At 40.5% G+C, this 16,213-nt stretch carries 13 protein-coding genes; 7 read left to right on the top strand and 6 right to left on the bottom strand.

Annotation, left to right across the window (positions count from 1 at the left end; genetic code table 11):
- The first annotated feature begins 18 nt into the window (after positions 1-18).
- The 4 genes from MMO42_RS16585 to MMO42_RS16570 all read left to right on the top strand — a co-directional run bounded on the left by MMO42_RS16585 (position 19) and on the right by MMO42_RS16570 (position 3,101).
- The gene (locus MMO42_RS16585) at positions 19-813 is read left to right on the top strand and encodes a TIM barrel protein (RefSeq protein ID WP_005291788.1); all 795 of its coding nucleotides are present in this window, start codon (positions 19-21) and stop codon (positions 811-813) included.
- A gap of 81 nt (positions 814-894) precedes the next feature.
- A complete protein-coding gene (gene rsfS, locus MMO42_RS16580; RefSeq protein WP_004774663.1) occupies positions 895-1,293 on the top strand; it encodes a ribosome silencing factor in 399 nt (132 codons plus the stop codon).
- Between the two features lie 179 nt (positions 1,294-1,472).
- On the top strand, positions 1,473-2,093 hold the full coding sequence (locus MMO42_RS16575) for an NUDIX hydrolase N-terminal domain-containing protein (RefSeq protein WP_241321384.1): 621 nt from the start codon (positions 1,473-1,475) through the stop codon (positions 2,091-2,093).
- A gap of 195 nt (positions 2,094-2,288) precedes the next feature.
- Positions 2,289-3,101, top strand: a complete 813-nt coding sequence (locus MMO42_RS16570; protein WP_277603373.1) for an SDR family NAD(P)-dependent oxidoreductase — start codon at positions 2,289-2,291, stop codon at positions 3,099-3,101.
- A gap of 64 nt (positions 3,102-3,165) precedes the next feature.
- Here MMO42_RS16570 and MMO42_RS16565 read toward each other — a convergent pair whose 3' ends face one another.
- From MMO42_RS16565 to MMO42_RS16555, 3 genes are read right to left on the bottom strand one after another with little or no spacing between them, the layout of a single operon-like run.
- The gene (locus MMO42_RS16565) at positions 3,166-4,620 is read right to left on the bottom strand and encodes an NAD(P)(+) transhydrogenase (Re/Si-specific) subunit beta (protein ID WP_241321383.1); all 1,455 of its coding nucleotides are present in this window, start codon (positions 4,618-4,620) and stop codon (positions 3,166-3,168) included.
- 3 nt (positions 4,621-4,623) lie between these two features.
- Positions 4,624-4,947: a proton-translocating transhydrogenase family protein gene (locus MMO42_RS16560; protein WP_005051598.1), complete on the bottom strand. Its 324-nt coding sequence runs from the start codon at positions 4,945-4,947 to the stop codon at positions 4,624-4,626.
- A 12-nt stretch (positions 4,948-4,959) separates the two neighbouring features.
- Positions 4,960-6,087 carry a Re/Si-specific NAD(P)(+) transhydrogenase subunit alpha gene (locus MMO42_RS16555; protein WP_241321382.1) on the bottom strand — a complete coding sequence of 376 codons (1,128 nt, stop codon included), beginning with the start codon at positions 6,085-6,087 and terminating at the stop codon, positions 4,960-4,962.
- An 867-nt stretch (positions 6,088-6,954) separates the two neighbouring features.
- Between MMO42_RS16555 and MMO42_RS16550 the strand changes: the two genes are divergently transcribed.
- A complete protein-coding gene (locus tag MMO42_RS16550; RefSeq protein WP_241321381.1) occupies positions 6,955-7,374 on the top strand; it encodes a Rid family hydrolase in 420 nt (139 codons plus the stop codon).
- 19 nt (positions 7,375-7,393) lie between these two features.
- The gene (locus MMO42_RS16545; protein WP_241321380.1) at positions 7,394-8,587 is read left to right on the top strand and encodes an MFS transporter; all 1,194 of its coding nucleotides are present in this window, start codon (positions 7,394-7,396) and stop codon (positions 8,585-8,587) included.
- A gap of 257 nt (positions 8,588-8,844) precedes the next feature.
- On the opposite strand, the gene MMO42_RS16540 is transcribed toward MMO42_RS16545, so the two are convergent.
- From MMO42_RS16540 to MMO42_RS16530, 3 genes are all read right to left on the bottom strand, one after another.
- Positions 8,845-9,129, bottom strand: a complete 285-nt coding sequence (locus tag MMO42_RS16540) for a hypothetical protein (RefSeq protein WP_241321379.1) — start codon at positions 9,127-9,129, stop codon at positions 8,845-8,847.
- Positions 9,130-9,895: 766 nt separating this feature from the next.
- The gene (locus MMO42_RS16535) at positions 9,896-13,513 is read right to left on the bottom strand and encodes a transporter substrate-binding domain-containing protein (RefSeq protein WP_241321378.1); all 3,618 of its coding nucleotides are present in this window, start codon (positions 13,511-13,513) and stop codon (positions 9,896-9,898) included.
- Between the two features lie 8 nt (positions 13,514-13,521).
- Positions 13,522-14,157 (bottom strand): response regulator, encoded by a 636-nt coding sequence (locus tag MMO42_RS16530; RefSeq protein ID WP_241321377.1) that lies wholly within the window; start codon positions 14,155-14,157, stop codon positions 13,522-13,524.
- Between the two features lie 876 nt (positions 14,158-15,033).
- Here MMO42_RS16530 and dusA point away from each other — a divergent pair.
- The gene (gene dusA / locus MMO42_RS16525) at positions 15,034-16,038 is read left to right on the top strand and encodes a tRNA dihydrouridine(20/20a) synthase DusA (RefSeq protein WP_241321376.1); all 1,005 of its coding nucleotides are present in this window, start codon (positions 15,034-15,036) and stop codon (positions 16,036-16,038) included.
- Positions 16,039-16,213: the final 175 nt, after the last annotated feature.

Genomic DNA, 16,213 nt, shown 5'->3' with positions numbered 1-16,213 from the left:
GATTCAGGGAGTCCGAACATGAGCCATCTTGCAGTCAATTTATCAATGATTTTCACTGAAGTCCCTTTAATTGAGCGTTTTGCTTTGGCGCATACTCATGGTTTTCAGCATGTGGAAATTCAATTTCCTTATGAATTAGACATTATTGATATTCGAACCCAACTTGAACAATACAATCTTTCCCTCTGTCTGATTAACGTTCCGGCAGGTGATCTCATGCAGGGTGGCAATGGGCTTGCCGGTATACCTGGCCGCGAAGTCGAGTTTCACCAAGCACTTGAACTGGCGATTCGCTATGCCAATGCACTGAATGTTCCACGCGTGAATATTCTCGCAGGTAAGCAACCCCATGATGCCGATTTACTCCCTTGCCTCAATACCCTCTCGAACAATCTAAAACTGGCTTGTCACATGTTAACTGAACAAGGCATTGAACCCGTTTTGGAAATGATTAATGGCACCGATATGCCACGTTTTTTAGTTCAAAACATTGCTCAAGCGCAAGAAATGCTGGAAGCGGTCAACCATCCTGCACTGAAAATGCAGTATGACTGTTATCATATGGCGATGATGGGTGAAGATGTTTTGGCAGGCTTACAAGAAAACTTACATCAAATTGGGCATATTCAATTTGCCGACTGTCCAAGCCGCCATGAACCCGATACAGGAAATATCCCATATAAACAAATCTTTGACTGGTTACTACAAAGTGACTATCGAGGTCTTATTGCTGCTGAATACCGACCAAAAACCCAGTCAGATCAATCTTTTGCATGGAAAAAGAAGTATTTTTCCAATGATGTGAATACATAAACTGTTACTGCTAAAATTTGAACTTTTTAGAGAAAAACGGTATATTTGATGATGAGTAATTGTCAGGAAAATATACCCTCTATGAATTTAGAACCATCGCCCAGCGCTTCTAATTCTCACGACCTAAAAATCAAAACAGCGAACAAAGATGTACAAGCTTGCCTAAAAGTTGTACATGAAGCTCTCACTGATGTAAAAGCCAAAGATATTCTTGAACTTGACGTAAGTACGATTAGCAATGTTGCCGATGCAATTGTGATTGCAAGCGGTACTTCAACTCGTCATGTCAAAGCACTTGCAGACAATGTTGCTGATGAAGCACGTAAAGCAGGTTTCCGCCCAATCGGTGTCGAAGGTGAACGCGATGCTGAATGGATCTTAATCGACCTCGGTTTCGTTGTTGTACATGTGATGTTACCAACCGCGCGTAAGTTCTACGACTTAGAAAGCTTATGGCGTGCACCCGAATCTGTAGCGTAAAGCTCTCAAAAAAAGCGACCGAATAGGTCGCTTTTTTTATATATGACACACATCAATCAAAAGAGATCTCTAAACACAAGCAAGCATAAGCCGACTTAATGCGCGCCCCAACTGCTCGTTGTAAAATTTAATAGCAATGCTAGTATTAAACTCTCTGCTTAATCACAGCTAAAAATAAGATGAAAGATTCAACAGAATGGATTGAAACACTCAATAAGATTACAGGATTAGCGCAATCAGGTTTGTACTACAGCAAAGACGTGTACGATAAAGAGCGTTATGAGCAACTACTTGATCACGTCCGCACCCTAATTGAATTAAAAGAAATTGATACAAACAACTTTATTCCGAATGTTCTTCAAGACGTTGGTTATGCAACACCGAAAATAGATATACGTGCAGTCGTATTTAAAGGCAATAAATTGCTATTAGTCAAAGAAACACAGGATGGTTTATGGTCGATTCCTGGTGGTTGGGCAGATGTTGGCTATTCAGCAGCCGAGAATACCGAAAAAGAAGTGTTAGAGGAAACTGGCCTAGCGGTAAAAGCCACCAGATTACTGGCGCTCACAGATCGAAGAAAACACCCTCACCCAGCGATGTTCCTGCATGTTTATAAGGCATTCTTTTGGTGTGAGATTATAGCTGGAGACTTAAGACCGAGTATTGAAACCTCTGAGGTAGGTTTCTTTAGTAAGGATGAATTACCACCGATTTCAACAGCTCGTGTAACTCAAGAGCAAATCGATCAATTCTTCGATTTACTACAACAATTACCCGAAGATACTTACTTCGATTGATTTTAAAAGAAAACTAGTAATACATTTCATGGCCACGAAGATTGCTAGACGCTGTTAGATATATCCCACCCATTAAGATACCAATCATCACTCACATTTAAATTTGACATGACAAATTGTCAAAACTACAGCACTATACAGATTCTTGAAATCCCACTAAGAAATAGCATAACTGGAGTACAGGAAGTGAAAATACTGATTACAGGTGCCAATACAGGTATTGGTTTTGCCACGGCAGAACAATTGGTCAAACAAGGGCAACATGTCATTCTGGCGTGCCGAAATCCTCAAAAAGCACAACAAGCACAAGACAAATTACGCGCACTGGATCAAGGGCAAGTTGATCTAGTTTCTCTCGATCTAAATAGTCTTGAACTTACCCGAAAAGCAGCAGATGAAATTGCAGATCGCTATGGCAATCTGGATGTGTTGATCAACAATGCAGGCTTATTTGCTAAGACTAAACAGTTGACAGCCGATGGTTTCGAGCAACAATTTGGTGTCAATTATCTCGGTCATTTTTTATTGACGCAAAAATTACTCCCTGTTTTACAACAATCTCCTCAAGCTCGTATTGTTCATTTGGCTTCGATTGCACACTGGGCAGGCTCAATTAAACCTAATAAATTCCGTGCAGAAGGTTTTTATAATCCCCTGTTTTATTATGGGCAATCCAAGCTTGCCAATTTATTGCTGAGTAATGCTCTCGCAGAACAACTGGCAGATAGCTCAATCACCAACAATGCCTTACACCCTGGTGGAGTCGCCTCTGATATTTATCGCGACCTGCCTAAACCTGTTTATGCAGCAATGAAACTCGGCTTAGTTCCAACCTCCGTTCCTGCAAATCTGATCAGCCAAATGGCAATTGGAGATGAATGGGCAAAGCGTAATGGAGAATATGTGAGTGCACATATGCCTGACTGGAAATCTTCACATGCAAAAAATCAGCAACTGGCACGTGATCTGTATCAGCAATCAATAAACCTTGTAGAAAAGTTTATTTAAAACAAATCATCCCAAATAAAAAAGCCACCCAAAGGTGGCTTTTACAATCTTGCTTTAGGTCAGATTAGTGACCACCACCATTGATGGCTTTAGTCATATCTTCCACAACTTTCTTGGCATCACCAAAGATCATCATAGTTTTTTCATTGTAGAACAAGTCATTGTCTAGGCCAGCATAACCTGTCGCCATAGAACGCTTGATCACCATGATAGTACGTGCTTTGTGTGCTTCAAGGATCGGCATACCGTAAATCGGTGATGTCGGATCGTCTTTCGCCGCAGGGTTCACAACGTCGTTTGCACCAATAACAAGTACTACGTCTGTTGCAGGGAAATCTGAGTTGATCTCATCCATTTCCAAGATGTCTTCATAAGCAACATCTGCTTCTGCTAACAATACGTTCATGTGACCAGGCATACGACCTGCAACTGGGTGAATCGCGAAGCGAACTTTTACGCCCTGTTCTTTCAAGATTTCACACAATTCTTTCACCGCATTCTGTGCACGACCTTGCGCCATACCATAACCCGGTACAATCACAACGCTGTCTGCATTTGACATCAGGAAGCCTGCGTCATCTGCTGAACCAGAACGGTGGTTACGTTGAACTTGCTCACCTTTATCTGCTGATGCAACTGCTGCACCGCCCATTGCACCACCAAACAATACGTTGATGATTGAACGGTTCATCGCCTTACACATGATGTAAGAAAGAATCGCACCAGAAGAACCAACCAATGAACCCGCAACGATCAACATATTGTTTTCAAGTGTGAAACCAATACCTGCTGCAGCCCAACCAGAGAACGAGTTTAAAAGTGATACCACAACTGGCATATCACCACCACCGACTGGTGCAATCCATACCCAGCCAAATGCAAGTGCAAGTGCTGTCATCGCCCAGAATGCAGTCATATTATTCGTTAAGAAGAACATGATGCCTGCTGCAAGCATTGCAGTAAAGATAAGTGCTTGAACAGGTTTAACCCATGCACCAGAAATGGTTTTTGCCCATTTCTTCGCAGCTAATTTACCGTAAGCAAATACTGACGCAGTAAAAGTAATTGCACCAACAAAGCAGCCAACAAACAATTCAAATAAATGAACCTTACTCATATGAGCATGTTGTACGCCAGCAGCAGTTAATGCAGCTTCATTTTCAGCAAATAATGCCGTCAATTGGTTGTTATGCAAAATTGCAGCAATTGCAATTAATACCGCAGCCAAACCGACCAATGAGTGCATCAATGCAACTGTTTCAGGCATTTGCGTCATTGGAACCGTTCTCGCACGAGCGATACCAACAATACCACCTAATACCATTGCACCAACGATCATCCAAACGACAGGATGTTCTGCAACAAAGAACGTTGTTGCTACAGCAATCGCCATAGCGATCATGCCGTAACGGTTACCTGCAATCGCAGTCTTAGGACCTGACAAACCACGTAAGGTTAAGATAAAAAGGACGGCACCGATCAGGTAGAACCATTCCGCATAGTCTCGAATAAATTCCATCGATTAGCCCTCTTTTTTCTTTTGCTTTGGCTTGAACATTTCAAGCATGCGCGCAGTTACAGCAAAGCCACCAAAGATATTGATACTTGCCAAGAACACAGCAATCGCACCAAGGACACTGACTACGTTTACGCTTTGAAATGCAACATTTGCATCTAATCCAATCACTGGCATACCCACAGTTTGGATCATTGCTCCAACAACAATAATTGAAGACAACGCATTGGTTACTGCCATAAGTGGTGTATGTAACGCAGGTGTTACACCCCAAACCACGTAATAACCCACGAAGATAGCAAGGACGAAAATTGTAATCGTTTCAACCATGAGAACTCTCCCTTAACCGCGCTTAAGCAGTACTTGACCGCCATGTGTCACAAGTAACGCTTTTTGGATTTCTTCTTCTTGATTGATCGCAAAAGCTTTATCTTTGTCGAATAATGTCTCAAGGAAGTTAAAAACGTTACGTGCATACAATGCAGATGCTTCAGTTGCAACTGTGCCTGGAATGTTTGGAATACCCAAAATTTTCACGCCATTTTCAGTTGTTACTGTTTCGCCTTCTTTAGAACCTTCAACATTACCACCAGTCTCAACTGCCATATCTAAAATGACAGAACCCGGTTTCATTTTGGCAACGGTTTCAGCTTTAATTAAACGCGGAGCATTACGACCTGGAATCAATGCAGTAGTGATTACGATGTCAGCATTTGATACCGCTTTATCTACAATCGCAGCTTGATCTTTAATGTATTGCTCACCCGGCTGCCAACCATAACCGCTTTTCGCAGCTTCAGCAGCACGTTGTTTTTCTTCATCAGACATTGGCACATCAAGCCATTTACCGCCTAAAGACTCAACCTGCTCTTTAGCTGTTGGACGTAAGTCAGTTGCTTCAACCACTGCACCCAAACGTTTTGCAGTCGCAATCGCTTGAAGACCCGCAACACCAACACCCATAATCACAACACGGGCAGGTTTCACAGTACCTGCAGCCGTCATTAACATTGGGAACATACGTTGATATTCAGCCGCAGCTAACAATACAGACTTATAACCCGCCAAGTTTGCTTGAGAAGAAAGTACATCCATATTTTGTGCACGTGAAAGTGTACGTGGAAGTAATTCTAGAGCAAAAGCAGACACTTGCTGATTAGCAAACTGCTCGAGTTCTGGATTGCGGTAAGGGTCAAACATTGCTATTACAGTAGTATTCGCCGCAAGTTTTTGAATTTCATCGCCTTTAGGGGCACGTACCTTCAAAATAATTTGGCTGCCTGTATAAGCATCGTCCGTAATGGTTGCGCCAACTTGTTCATAAGCACTGTCAATGTAAGCCGCTTTAACACCAGCACCACGTTGAATGACAATACTATGACCTGCGTTAATCAACTTCTTAACTGTCTCTGGTGTTGCCGCTACGCGACTTTCACCGAGGATAGTTTCGGTTGGGATTCCGATCTGCATGAGCGTTCCTCAAGCTAGTTTTTCTTAAGTAAACATCGCAAATAGCAATGTTTCCCCCAGGAGTATTCTTTGTAGAAATTTGGATTCTAATGGAACTTTTTTAAAATTCCACCCAATATTTATTTAATAAATACCTATATTTTGAACTGATGATTCACATTCACATTTTTAGCTTGTATGATCCGCAGGTTTGCCTTTTGATCAGTCAAACCTTGTTTTTCATATTTTATGAATGTAAAAATTCGACTACTCTCGCTATCAATCCATCTATTTTTTATGCATTTCCCTTTCTGACACGAAAGATAAAAGCGGCATTCATTGAATAAATCGACTCATCATCCCGATCATCGTCACAATTAGACCAAATCCGTTTCACTAGATTGGATCGTTTCTTTTAGCTTGTAACGATAGGTCGGCTGAATCGGCATCATAATCATGCAGTTGCTGCGAAGGATTGGCTTCTCTGAACTTTTATTGGTCGTTTCGGCTACTTTTTAGCAGTGAATTGATAGGAAGCAATTAAATTAAGGCAATCCACTGTGATTTCGCCTTATCAATAAATCTGAATTGTATACAGCGGATCATTCAGAAAAATCTAAAAGAGTTAAAAAAACTTGAATCGGCATTTTTTCAAGTGATATTTGTATGGTTTTGTCTAGCAAAAGCTTTTTTATTGCACAATATTGGTGCAAAAATTAAACATTCTGAGCAATCCTAGTAACTTTTGATCTCCTTAAAAATTAAAATTCTAAAAAATAGTCTTTTTATTGCCATCGATCGTTGATTTAGATTCGAAATTCACTTGACCTAAAGCTAACTTGAGCTTTGATACTCAATAGTCTCTATCTCCAGCATGATGTTTTAGTGATGAATCGGATCAACACAACTCTATTTGAAATAATAAATCCAGCTGAGCTTTATGACCCTCGTCCTAATGGTTATAGTCATATTGCCGTTGTACCACCGAATCTGCGGACCATTCATATCGCAGGCCAAGGTGGTGAAAATAAAAATGGTGAACTGTCAGAATATTTTGACCAACAGGTACAACAAGTCTTCTATAATATTCAACACGCTCTAACTTCAGTCCATGCGCAAATTACGGATATCGCGGTTTTACGCATTCTTATTGTGAATCACAGTGCTGAAAAACATCAGGCTTTGATTCAAATCATGCAAGATTTATGGAAAAACCATGCTTTCCCAGCATGCACCCTGATTCCTGTGTCTCGTTTGGCATTGCAAGGCATGCAAATCGAAGTTGAAGCAACTGCCTATACCGCATAAATCAGTGATCGAGAAAATTATGTCTGCCCCTCAAGATATTAGTCAGAATAGAACCTTACTATGGTTTATGGCTGCAGCATGTGGTTTATGTGCGGGTGCCAACTATTATAGTCAACCGCTGATTCATTCCATCCAGCAGTATTTTGCTGTGACCGAAGGTCAAGCTGCACTTACGGTGACCTTTGCTCAAGTGTCTTATGCATTGGGCTTATTGTTTATCGTGCCGATGGGCGACGTGGTGAATAAAACCAAGTTCATTCCTTTGCTGATGGGATTATGCGCTGTAGGTTTGTTTATCAGTGCATTCTCAGTCAATTTGCCCATGCTCTGGCTTGGAACCGTGATGGCCGGACTATTCTCAGTCGCAGCACAAGTTCTAATTCCTCTTGCAACCATGACGGTAAAACCCGAAAAGACAGGTGAAGTGGTTGGCTTTTTAATGAGTGGACTGCTGGTTGGTATTTTACTTTCAACCAGTCTGGCGGGACTGTTTTCGAATTTATTCCACTGGAAAGTCATTTATGTGGTCAGTGGTGTATTGATGCTGATCTTGGCTTATGCCTTAAAAAGTCGTTTGCCTTATGCCATGCGCATGAAAATGAATTATGGGCAAGTGTTCGCTTCAATGGCACAACTGTTAAAACAAGAGAAGCGTTTGGTGTTACGCGCACTCGCGGGTGGCTTTGCTTTTGCTGCCGTGAGTATCTTGTATTCAACCATCGCTCTACTGCTTACATCAGCCCACCACCTGCCAGACCTCTTTATTGGCATGGTCACTTTGGTCGGTATCTTTGGTGCCCTCTCTACGCAATATGTCGGTAAATATGCTGACCAAGGTTATACCAATCAACTAACATGGATTGGCTGTGGTTTATTCATCTTAAGCTGGATATTTTTCTATTTCGGACAACGTTTCTTGTTCAGCTATATCCTTGGATTTGCACTGATCCAACTGGCTTTGGCCTTAGTTCATACCAGCAATCAAAGTGTTATTTTCCGTTTACGTCCTGATGCAAAATCACGTATCAATGCCATCTATATGACGGCATACTTCACGGGCGGTGCATGTGGTTCAGCACTGGGTATTTTTGCTTGGAATCATGGCGGTTGGCGTATGACCTGTTTAACAGGAATCAGCCTTGTTTTCGCCTGTATGCTGTTTAGCTTGTTGGATTATCTTTTGACGAAAAGAAATCGCGTTGCAGTCTCCTGAATACGGATCCTCATCTCTAAAAATTCAGACCTTGGAGATGGGGGTGTTTCTCAAAATATTTAAATATGATGCTTATCTCAGCTCAATAGCTTTATAAATCAGAGTTCTCAAACAGCATCCCCTCCTGCTCAATCCCAAGATCAAAATTCAAATAGTTATGATGGGTTCGTTAAAATTAAAAACACGTCTACAACCACGTGAAATGTTTCTTAAAAAAAACCTAGGGTTATAGCATCTGACTTGGAGTTAAAAGCAAATCAGCATTCACAAGTACCAAACATATTATAAATAAAATGCATCGGGGCACATTCAGTATAGACATCATCATTCAGTACTTTAGAGATCTTTCCACTTCCTAAAACCGTAACAAAACGACCTCGCTTACTCAAAACAACACCTCTAACGATATTGATATCGACGTGTTCAAAAAAACGATTGATATGGTTTTTATTTTTATAGAAATAAACCCGCTGTCCAGCCTTAATCATTTTAGGGTTCACTTTTTGATATAAACCACATTCTTTACACACCCACTTTTCCATTATTGCATCTCGAAATTTTGACTATGAATTTCTGAACGGCGCTAATGTGCGACCCAAAGCAATAGACTCGATTTTTAGATCACGTCTATTCCACACCGCTTTGAGTCATATTATGTATAGGTTAAATAAAGGGATATATCATCAAGCGATATAAATAATGTAGCGTAACAATGATTTCAATGTAGGGGAGCGACTACAAGACTGAGATATTCATCAACGATTAAAATGATTATTTTTCATTTTTTATTTTGTCATCCATTCCCTACAAATATTTACGGCTTAGATTCAAAAATAAAGACTTAAACCTGACAGATTAACCATCCACTTCCGATAAAGAAAACACCCCATTTCTACTACCATTCACTCCAAAATTAAAACCATAACCCATTGAGTTATTGACTCATTGGGTTGTTTATTTGGAAGTCTTATCATGCCCAGAATAGCACTCGCCCTTAGCTTAATATTATATTTTTTGATGACTTCATTGATCTTTGCAAGTTCTACAGGGGAAATTTATTTTCATGGTGCAATTATCGAGGAATCTCATTGTCAGGTTTCGCAAATAAATCAAAAAATACAATTAGATTGTTCAAGAACAAACCATACCGTATCGGAGTCTAAGGTTCTATCTGATTCGCAACTAAAATATCTAGACGAAGAAAAAAATCTGGCGGTTATGCTCCTCACCTATCATTGAATACGGTCTTTATTGATTGCTTATAGATACATCGCATGAATCGATTCAGTCACCTAACTGAATCAATATTTAAATCTGCTGTTCATCTGTTTTTTCATTGGTAATGAAATCGTCTATTGCATTGTTGAACTGCATGACAAGCTCTAACACTGGACCAGTTCTTTGATAAAGCAATTCAAAATCTGCCGTATTTTCAGCATAACGTTCCAGTTCACGACAATGTCGTTCAACATCTGATGCACCTAAAATCTGTGCCGCTCCAGCCATACGGTGAAAACATCGAGCTAAGCCAATATTATCTTGCTTCTCGATGAGTGAACGAGCCTGTTGTATATCTTTGATATTTTCATTGCGTGTCGTCAACAACAACTGCTGCAACAGCTCAGTATTATCATTCACTAAATGACGTAAAACACTTAAATCAACCAGACTCGCTAATTGCTTCTGCGCTGGTTTATTTTGAACTACATGCCGAAATACGGTATTTAAAAGTGTTTCTAATTGTGCGAGTTGCAAGGGTTTAAACAGACAATCGTCCATCCCCGCAGCCAAATAACGTGCACGCTCTTCAGCTTGGGCATTTGCGGTGAGCCCAAAAATCGTCACGGGCCTAGTAGTTTCCTGACGCAACAAGCGTGTCAAGGTCATTCCATCCATAATTGGCATATTACAATCAGTAATCACCAAATCAAAATCATGTTTACGCCATAGCTGTAAGGCTTGTTCTCCATTCTCAGCCTCCATCACAAAATGTCCCAAACGTGTGAGTTGAGATTTGAGCAATAGTCGATTAGCGGGATGATCATCTACAGCAAGAATACTCAAGGGTTGCATACGATCTGCGGCCATCGTGACACTCTCAACGGATACAGGTTGAAATTGGCGGTGTTCAACTGGAAGATGCACTGTAATATGCGTTCCTTTTCCTTGCTCACTGCGTAGCGTAATCACGCCGCCCATCATTTTGACCAATTGCATACATATCGCCAGCCCCAACCCTGTACCCACTTGCATTTTCCCAGCATCAGATTGTTTGTATGGGGTAAATATTTGCCCTTGATCTTCTTCTGCAATCCCTACACCAGTATCGGAGACAATCAGCTCCAAAACCATATGTTGATCTTTCTTACGTAAGCATTTCATCCCGATCTCAATCGAGCCTTGCTCTGTAAATTTGATCGCATTGCTAATTAAATTAGAAAGCACTTGATGCAAACGCATCGGATCAATAAATATTTCATCTGGATGCCTGGCATCAATATGACTAGATAAGGTCAGATTCTTTTGCCGTGCTAATCCTTCAAATACGCGGACGATAGGTTGTACCAATTCATCAAAATCAGTCCATTTTGGCGCTAGTTCAAGTTCTCCAGACTCAATTTTAGCCATATCCAAAATTTCACCGATTAAATCCATAAGCGATTTGGCTGACTCATAGGCAACATGTACGGCTTCCATATCGGTTTGAGTAAACGTTTTATTGGTCACTGTGAGTTCAAGTAAACCAATAATGGCACTGATTGGCGTACGGATCTCATGGCTCATGGTCGCCAAGAATGTACTTTTAGTCCGACTTGCCTGTTCTGCCCTTTCTCGCGCTGACGACAGTTCGAGTAACAGTGCTTCATGCTCGGTAATATCCTGCCAACTACAAATAAACCCAACAACTTCTCCATTTATTCCCATGTATGGAACTGCCTGATGGATGATTACACACATCTCATCACCATTCTTAATGGTATAACGATGTCTTAATAACGGTGATCCATACGGATCATTAAGCATCTCTTGTAGGGTTGAATAAACAATCGCGAGCGGGTGCAAAGATGAGGTCAGTGCCAATTTGTCTAAATGCTTTTTGTCTAGCTTAAAAAAATCCTCCCAAGCCTGGTTACGGCTTAGAATATTTCCTTCTCGGTCAACCACATAAACTGGTACCAGCATACTGTTGAATAATGTTTCTCTAAATTCGACCTGTTCCTTTAACTTCAATTGTGCTTTTTTACGTGTACTCATTTTTTGTCGTAAGTAGTAATTCCAGCTCAACGAAATCAGAACCAAAGCAACAAAGATGCCTGCCAGCCAATAAAACTCCCGACGATATACGGTCCATGTATTCAATTTAACTGCAGGTGTTCCTTGCCACTTATATGCGATCATCGAAATATCTCGTGGGGAGATATCCGCTAAAGCCTTGTTGAGAATACTATACAGTTCAGGCTCATCCCGTTGTACAGCAAAGGATATATGTGAAAGGTTATCCCCAATTCGTGTGGCAATCTTGAGTTCATGACGGAAATAACTATCAATCATATAATTGGCACCAATCAGATTATGTACGGCGCCATCTACTTTTTTTTCTTTAACCCACTGCATTGCCAAGCTGGCATTCTCAGCTTTTACCAATTTGATCTGCGGATATTCTGTTTTTATCCATTCCCACAAAGAATTACCTGGCGTGATTGCCAAACTCTTAACCTCCGATAATCCCTTCGGTGCGGTCGTGCTATTTTTGACAATCAAGACAAAAGGAGGCTGAATGTAAGGGCGAGTAAAGATGAGATGTTTATCTCGCTCATCACTGTAACTCATCGCAGCAATCAGATCGCCTTCATTTTGGCTCACTTTCTGGAACATCTCTGCAACGTTATCGGCTTCAACCGCCTTAAAATGTAAGCCTGTGCGTAAGTGAATCAACCGCAGCACATCCGCACTAATCCCATAAAACTGTCCGTTTGAATCCAGCATGGTAAATGGTGCATAGAGCGGATTAATAACGACGCGTACTTCTCGATTCTGATCTAACCAGCGCTGTTCCCGTTCGGTTAATGCCAAGCGTGACTGGAACTGCCATAAATCAGAGCCTGAACTCCATTGATGTGAAATCGCTTTTCGCTGTGCTGGCGGAATAGACGCCAATACCGTATTGACCGTATGTGGTAAAACCTTCTCATCGGTTCTAAATAAAAAATGTGGTCCTGTTTCTTCCGTTGACAAAATTTCAGCGACTGATAGCAAATTGTCGTAATTGCGTTCAACCAAATAACTTACTGTCGCAAAGCTACCAATAAAATAATCATTATTTCCAAACGCCACAGAAGATAATGCTGTTGCAGGTGAGGCATAACGGACTGTCTTTGCCTGAGGATAATATTTCGCGACCCATTCATCAGACAAAGAATCATTCAGCAAAGCAATTCGTATATTCTGAGGTTTTTTTAAATTTCGTGTTAAAACTTCTTCTCGGCTGACCAGAGCAATCGCGTCAGGTGTGAAAGGAATACTCGCCTTAAACTCTGTTTCATCCGTAATATCATTGGCATAGTCAATCAACATATCGACCTGCCCCTGATTCAACCCATCAATTGCAGCATCTCGATCTGGATAACGTAGAATCTTGACGCGAACCCCTAAAGAATGGGCAATCAGCAAGGTATAATCAGCTGCAATTCCTTCAAAAACATCGGGTTCTAATAACAGAGCAAAAGGGGGATTTTTCGGGTCATAGACGGCTACTTTTATTTCTTGTTTTTTCCCGAGCCAACGCCAATCTTTATCATTTAATTCAAATTCAAGCTGGATTGGTGCTTCCCGACTGAAAACTTTCATCAGTTGTGGAGACTCTGCCCGTACAGCATTGCAAAACAGGCAGAACACGACACAACCCAGTATCCACAGTTTTGGCATATGATTCCTTAGACCAAATGATTACGCTGGGCAAAGTCATACAATTCCATCATATTTTTTAGCTCAAGCTTTTGCATCATGCGACTTTTATAAGTACTCACCGTTTTATCACTGATATGCATCAACACCCCGATATCAATCACCTTTTCGCCTTTGGCTAAATAAAGGAGTACCTGCAACTCTTTAGATGAAAGCTCAGCAATTTTATTCTTTTCAATATCAGTAGCAGTTAAGGTCGCATCAGCAACGTGAAAACGTGCAAGGGCACGCGGAAAATAGCCATAGCCTCCGCGTAGCGCACGAATCGCATCATGAAGTTCAACCAGTTGATTTTTCTTACTAATAAATCCATCGGCACCTGCACTCGCACAGCGTTTGATATAATGATCATCATCCTTGCCGCTGAGCATCAGCATACCGCCTTGATAACCATTTTTACGCAAGCGCTGAACAACCTCAATACCATTCAAAGACGGCATATCAATGTCAATCACAACTAAATCAGGCCCAAGCTGCTTAATTAAAGAAACCGCATCCAAACCATCCCCCGTTTCTGCAAGAACGGTCATACCTTCTTTTTCCAAAAGCATTCGAACAGCCAACCGTGCAACGGGATGATCATCTACAATCAATGCGTTGTGCATATCGTTCCTTTAATATTTATAGAGTAGATCTTGTCAAAGTATAAATTTATGTAAAAAAAACCAATGAAATACGCTGCTAATTTTACTACAGCGCTGGATACATAATTGTATTTCTTTTACAACATCTAGATCAGCTAAAAACGATATCCCACCGATCTTTGCTTAATCACCAGAAATACTTTGCAAAATAAAAAAGCATGATTAAAATGGATATAAATCAAATGTTTTTATAATTTTAAGGTTTAATTTTTTTTGAAATTCGAAATGTACAAATAGCATCACTTTTGAATATAAAACATTGAGTCATCGCTATTACACTGCTTAGAATTTACTCTATGCTATTTAGTTTTTTTATTTGAATATAATAATTTTAGACCAAGGACAATCAACCTGCTGAGCACTTATATGTACTAAAAGCGAGTTAGCTTAATAATAAAAAAGCCAGATTCAGAAATTCCACTTTAACTGCTGCACCATGAACATAGGAAATATGATAAACATAATCAACAACAAGGCACCGGAATAACTGATCACGCCTAATACGGCAAAAATAGTTGATATCACTGTTATTATAGTCGATAGAATCAAGCCTAAACTTAATGTGCTCATTTGAGAATCCTCACACAAAAATAGAATATATAAAAGTCAGCATGACTCTGCTTTCATCTTTTTCGAGTGATGACCCGTCTCTAGAGCATTCAGACATGAGAAGTATGATTCAATGCGGCTTCGGTTGATGCCAAGGATGTTCGATTTTTCTGTAAGGGTAAAATTCTAATGCTGTAGTCAAAGCCCTACAGAGGATAATTGGTGAATTGATCACAAAACTCGTATAATGCTGCCCTTTCTTTGCTTGTCCACATCCGAGAACTGTTTATGCAACCACTTGAATCATTAAAGCCACGTATTTCCGTCGCGCCAATGATGGATTGGACAACAAAAGATTATCGTTATTTTGCGCGCCTGTTTAATCCAAATGTCGTGCTCTATACCGAGATGGTCACAACAGGTGCGATTATCTATGGTGGTGCAAATCGTCATTTAGACTTCAATCAACAAGAACATCCCATTGTTTTACAGCTTGGTGGCTCCAATCCACAAGAGTTGGCGACCTGTACCAAAATGGCAGAAGATTGGGGCTACAACGAAGTCAATTTAAATGTCGGCTGCCCAAGTGACCGTGTACAAAATAATAAAATTGGCGCATGTCTCATGGCTGAGCCAAATCTGGTTGCCGAATGTATTCATAGCATGCAAAAAGCAGTGTCAATCCCTGTGACCGTGAAACATCGTATCGGGATTGATGATATGCAGTCTTATGAAGAAATGCTGCATTTTGTGGATACGGTTGCTGCAACTGGTTGTACTCATTTTATCGTGCATGCACGTATTGCTATTTTGCAAGGCTTATCACCTAAAGAAAACCGTGATGTTCCACCTTTACGTTATGACGATGTCTATCGTTTGAAGCAAGAACGCCCCCACCTCACCATCGAAATTAACGGCGGCATCAAAACTTTCGAAGAAACACAACAACATTTACACCATGTAGATGGTGTCATGATTGGTCGTGAGGCTTATCACAATCCATATCTTTTGGCCGAAATGGGACAACTCTGGAATCTGGAAGAACCTGATCGTTTCGAAATCATGCAACAGATGATGCCGTATATTCATCAGCGGGTTGCTGAAGGTGCACCCTTGTCGATTATCACCCGACATATTTTGGGTCTATTCCAAAACCTGCCTGGTGCAAGAAAATGGCGTCAAGCGCTTAGCGGTGGCAATGCCAAAACGATTGCTGATATTGAACATGCAATTCAAAATATTCAAACAGCAATGCAAAGAACCGAAGATTATCTGAAAGAGCATCAATCTTAATTGATGTTCTAAAATTGCCAACTTCATCACAGTGTGAAATATCATTTTACAAATATGAAAGATTTCTTTAAAGAGAACTTAAACCTTTTATAATTAAGATGATCTTCAAAAAATATTCATTCAAAATTCATTATAATTCGATCAATTTGTTATATTATTACATTACATTTTAGGT

The organism is Acinetobacter sp. ANC 3882, from assembly GCF_022549545.1.
Lineage (GTDB): Bacteria > Pseudomonadota > Gammaproteobacteria > Pseudomonadales > Moraxellaceae > Acinetobacter.
Note: the sequence above shows the minus strand (reverse complement) of the source record. Positions and strands in the feature narration are given on the sequence as shown.

What these genes read in the sequence shown, in the direction of transcription:
- MMO42_RS16535 (WP_241321378.1), bottom strand. Translation starts at nt 13,513, where the DNA reads ATGCCAAAACTGTGGATACTGGGTTGTGTCGTGTTCTGCCTGTTTTGC.
- MMO42_RS16530 (WP_241321377.1), bottom strand. Translation starts at nt 14,157, where the DNA reads ATGCACAACGCATTGATTGTAGATGATCATCCCGTTGCACGGTTGGCT.
- MMO42_RS16560 (WP_005051598.1), bottom strand. Translation starts at nt 4,947, where the DNA reads ATGGTTGAAACGATTACAATTTTCGTCCTTGCTATCTTCGTGGGTTAT.
- MMO42_RS16565 (WP_241321383.1), bottom strand. Translation starts at nt 4,620, where the DNA reads ATGGAATTTATTCGAGACTATGCGGAATGGTTCTACCTGATCGGTGCC.
- MMO42_RS16540 (WP_241321379.1), bottom strand. Translation starts at nt 9,129, where the DNA reads ATGGAAAAGTGGGTGTGTAAAGAATGTGGTTTATATCAAAAAGTGAAC.
- rsfS (WP_004774663.1), top strand. Translation starts at nt 895, where the DNA reads ATGAATTTAGAACCATCGCCCAGCGCTTCTAATTCTCACGACCTAAAA.
- MMO42_RS16545 (WP_241321380.1), top strand. Translation starts at nt 7,394, where the DNA reads ATGTCTGCCCCTCAAGATATTAGTCAGAATAGAACCTTACTATGGTTT.
- MMO42_RS16550 (WP_241321381.1), top strand. Translation starts at nt 6,955, where the DNA reads ATGAATCGGATCAACACAACTCTATTTGAAATAATAAATCCAGCTGAG.
- MMO42_RS16575 (WP_241321384.1), top strand. Translation starts at nt 1,473, where the DNA reads ATGAAAGATTCAACAGAATGGATTGAAACACTCAATAAGATTACAGGA.
- MMO42_RS16585 (WP_005291788.1), top strand. Translation starts at nt 19, where the DNA reads ATGAGCCATCTTGCAGTCAATTTATCAATGATTTTCACTGAAGTCCCT.
- MMO42_RS16555 (WP_241321382.1), bottom strand. Translation starts at nt 6,087, where the DNA reads ATGCAGATCGGAATCCCAACCGAAACTATCCTCGGTGAAAGTCGCGTA.
- dusA (WP_241321376.1), top strand. Translation starts at nt 15,034, where the DNA reads ATGCAACCACTTGAATCATTAAAGCCACGTATTTCCGTCGCGCCAATG.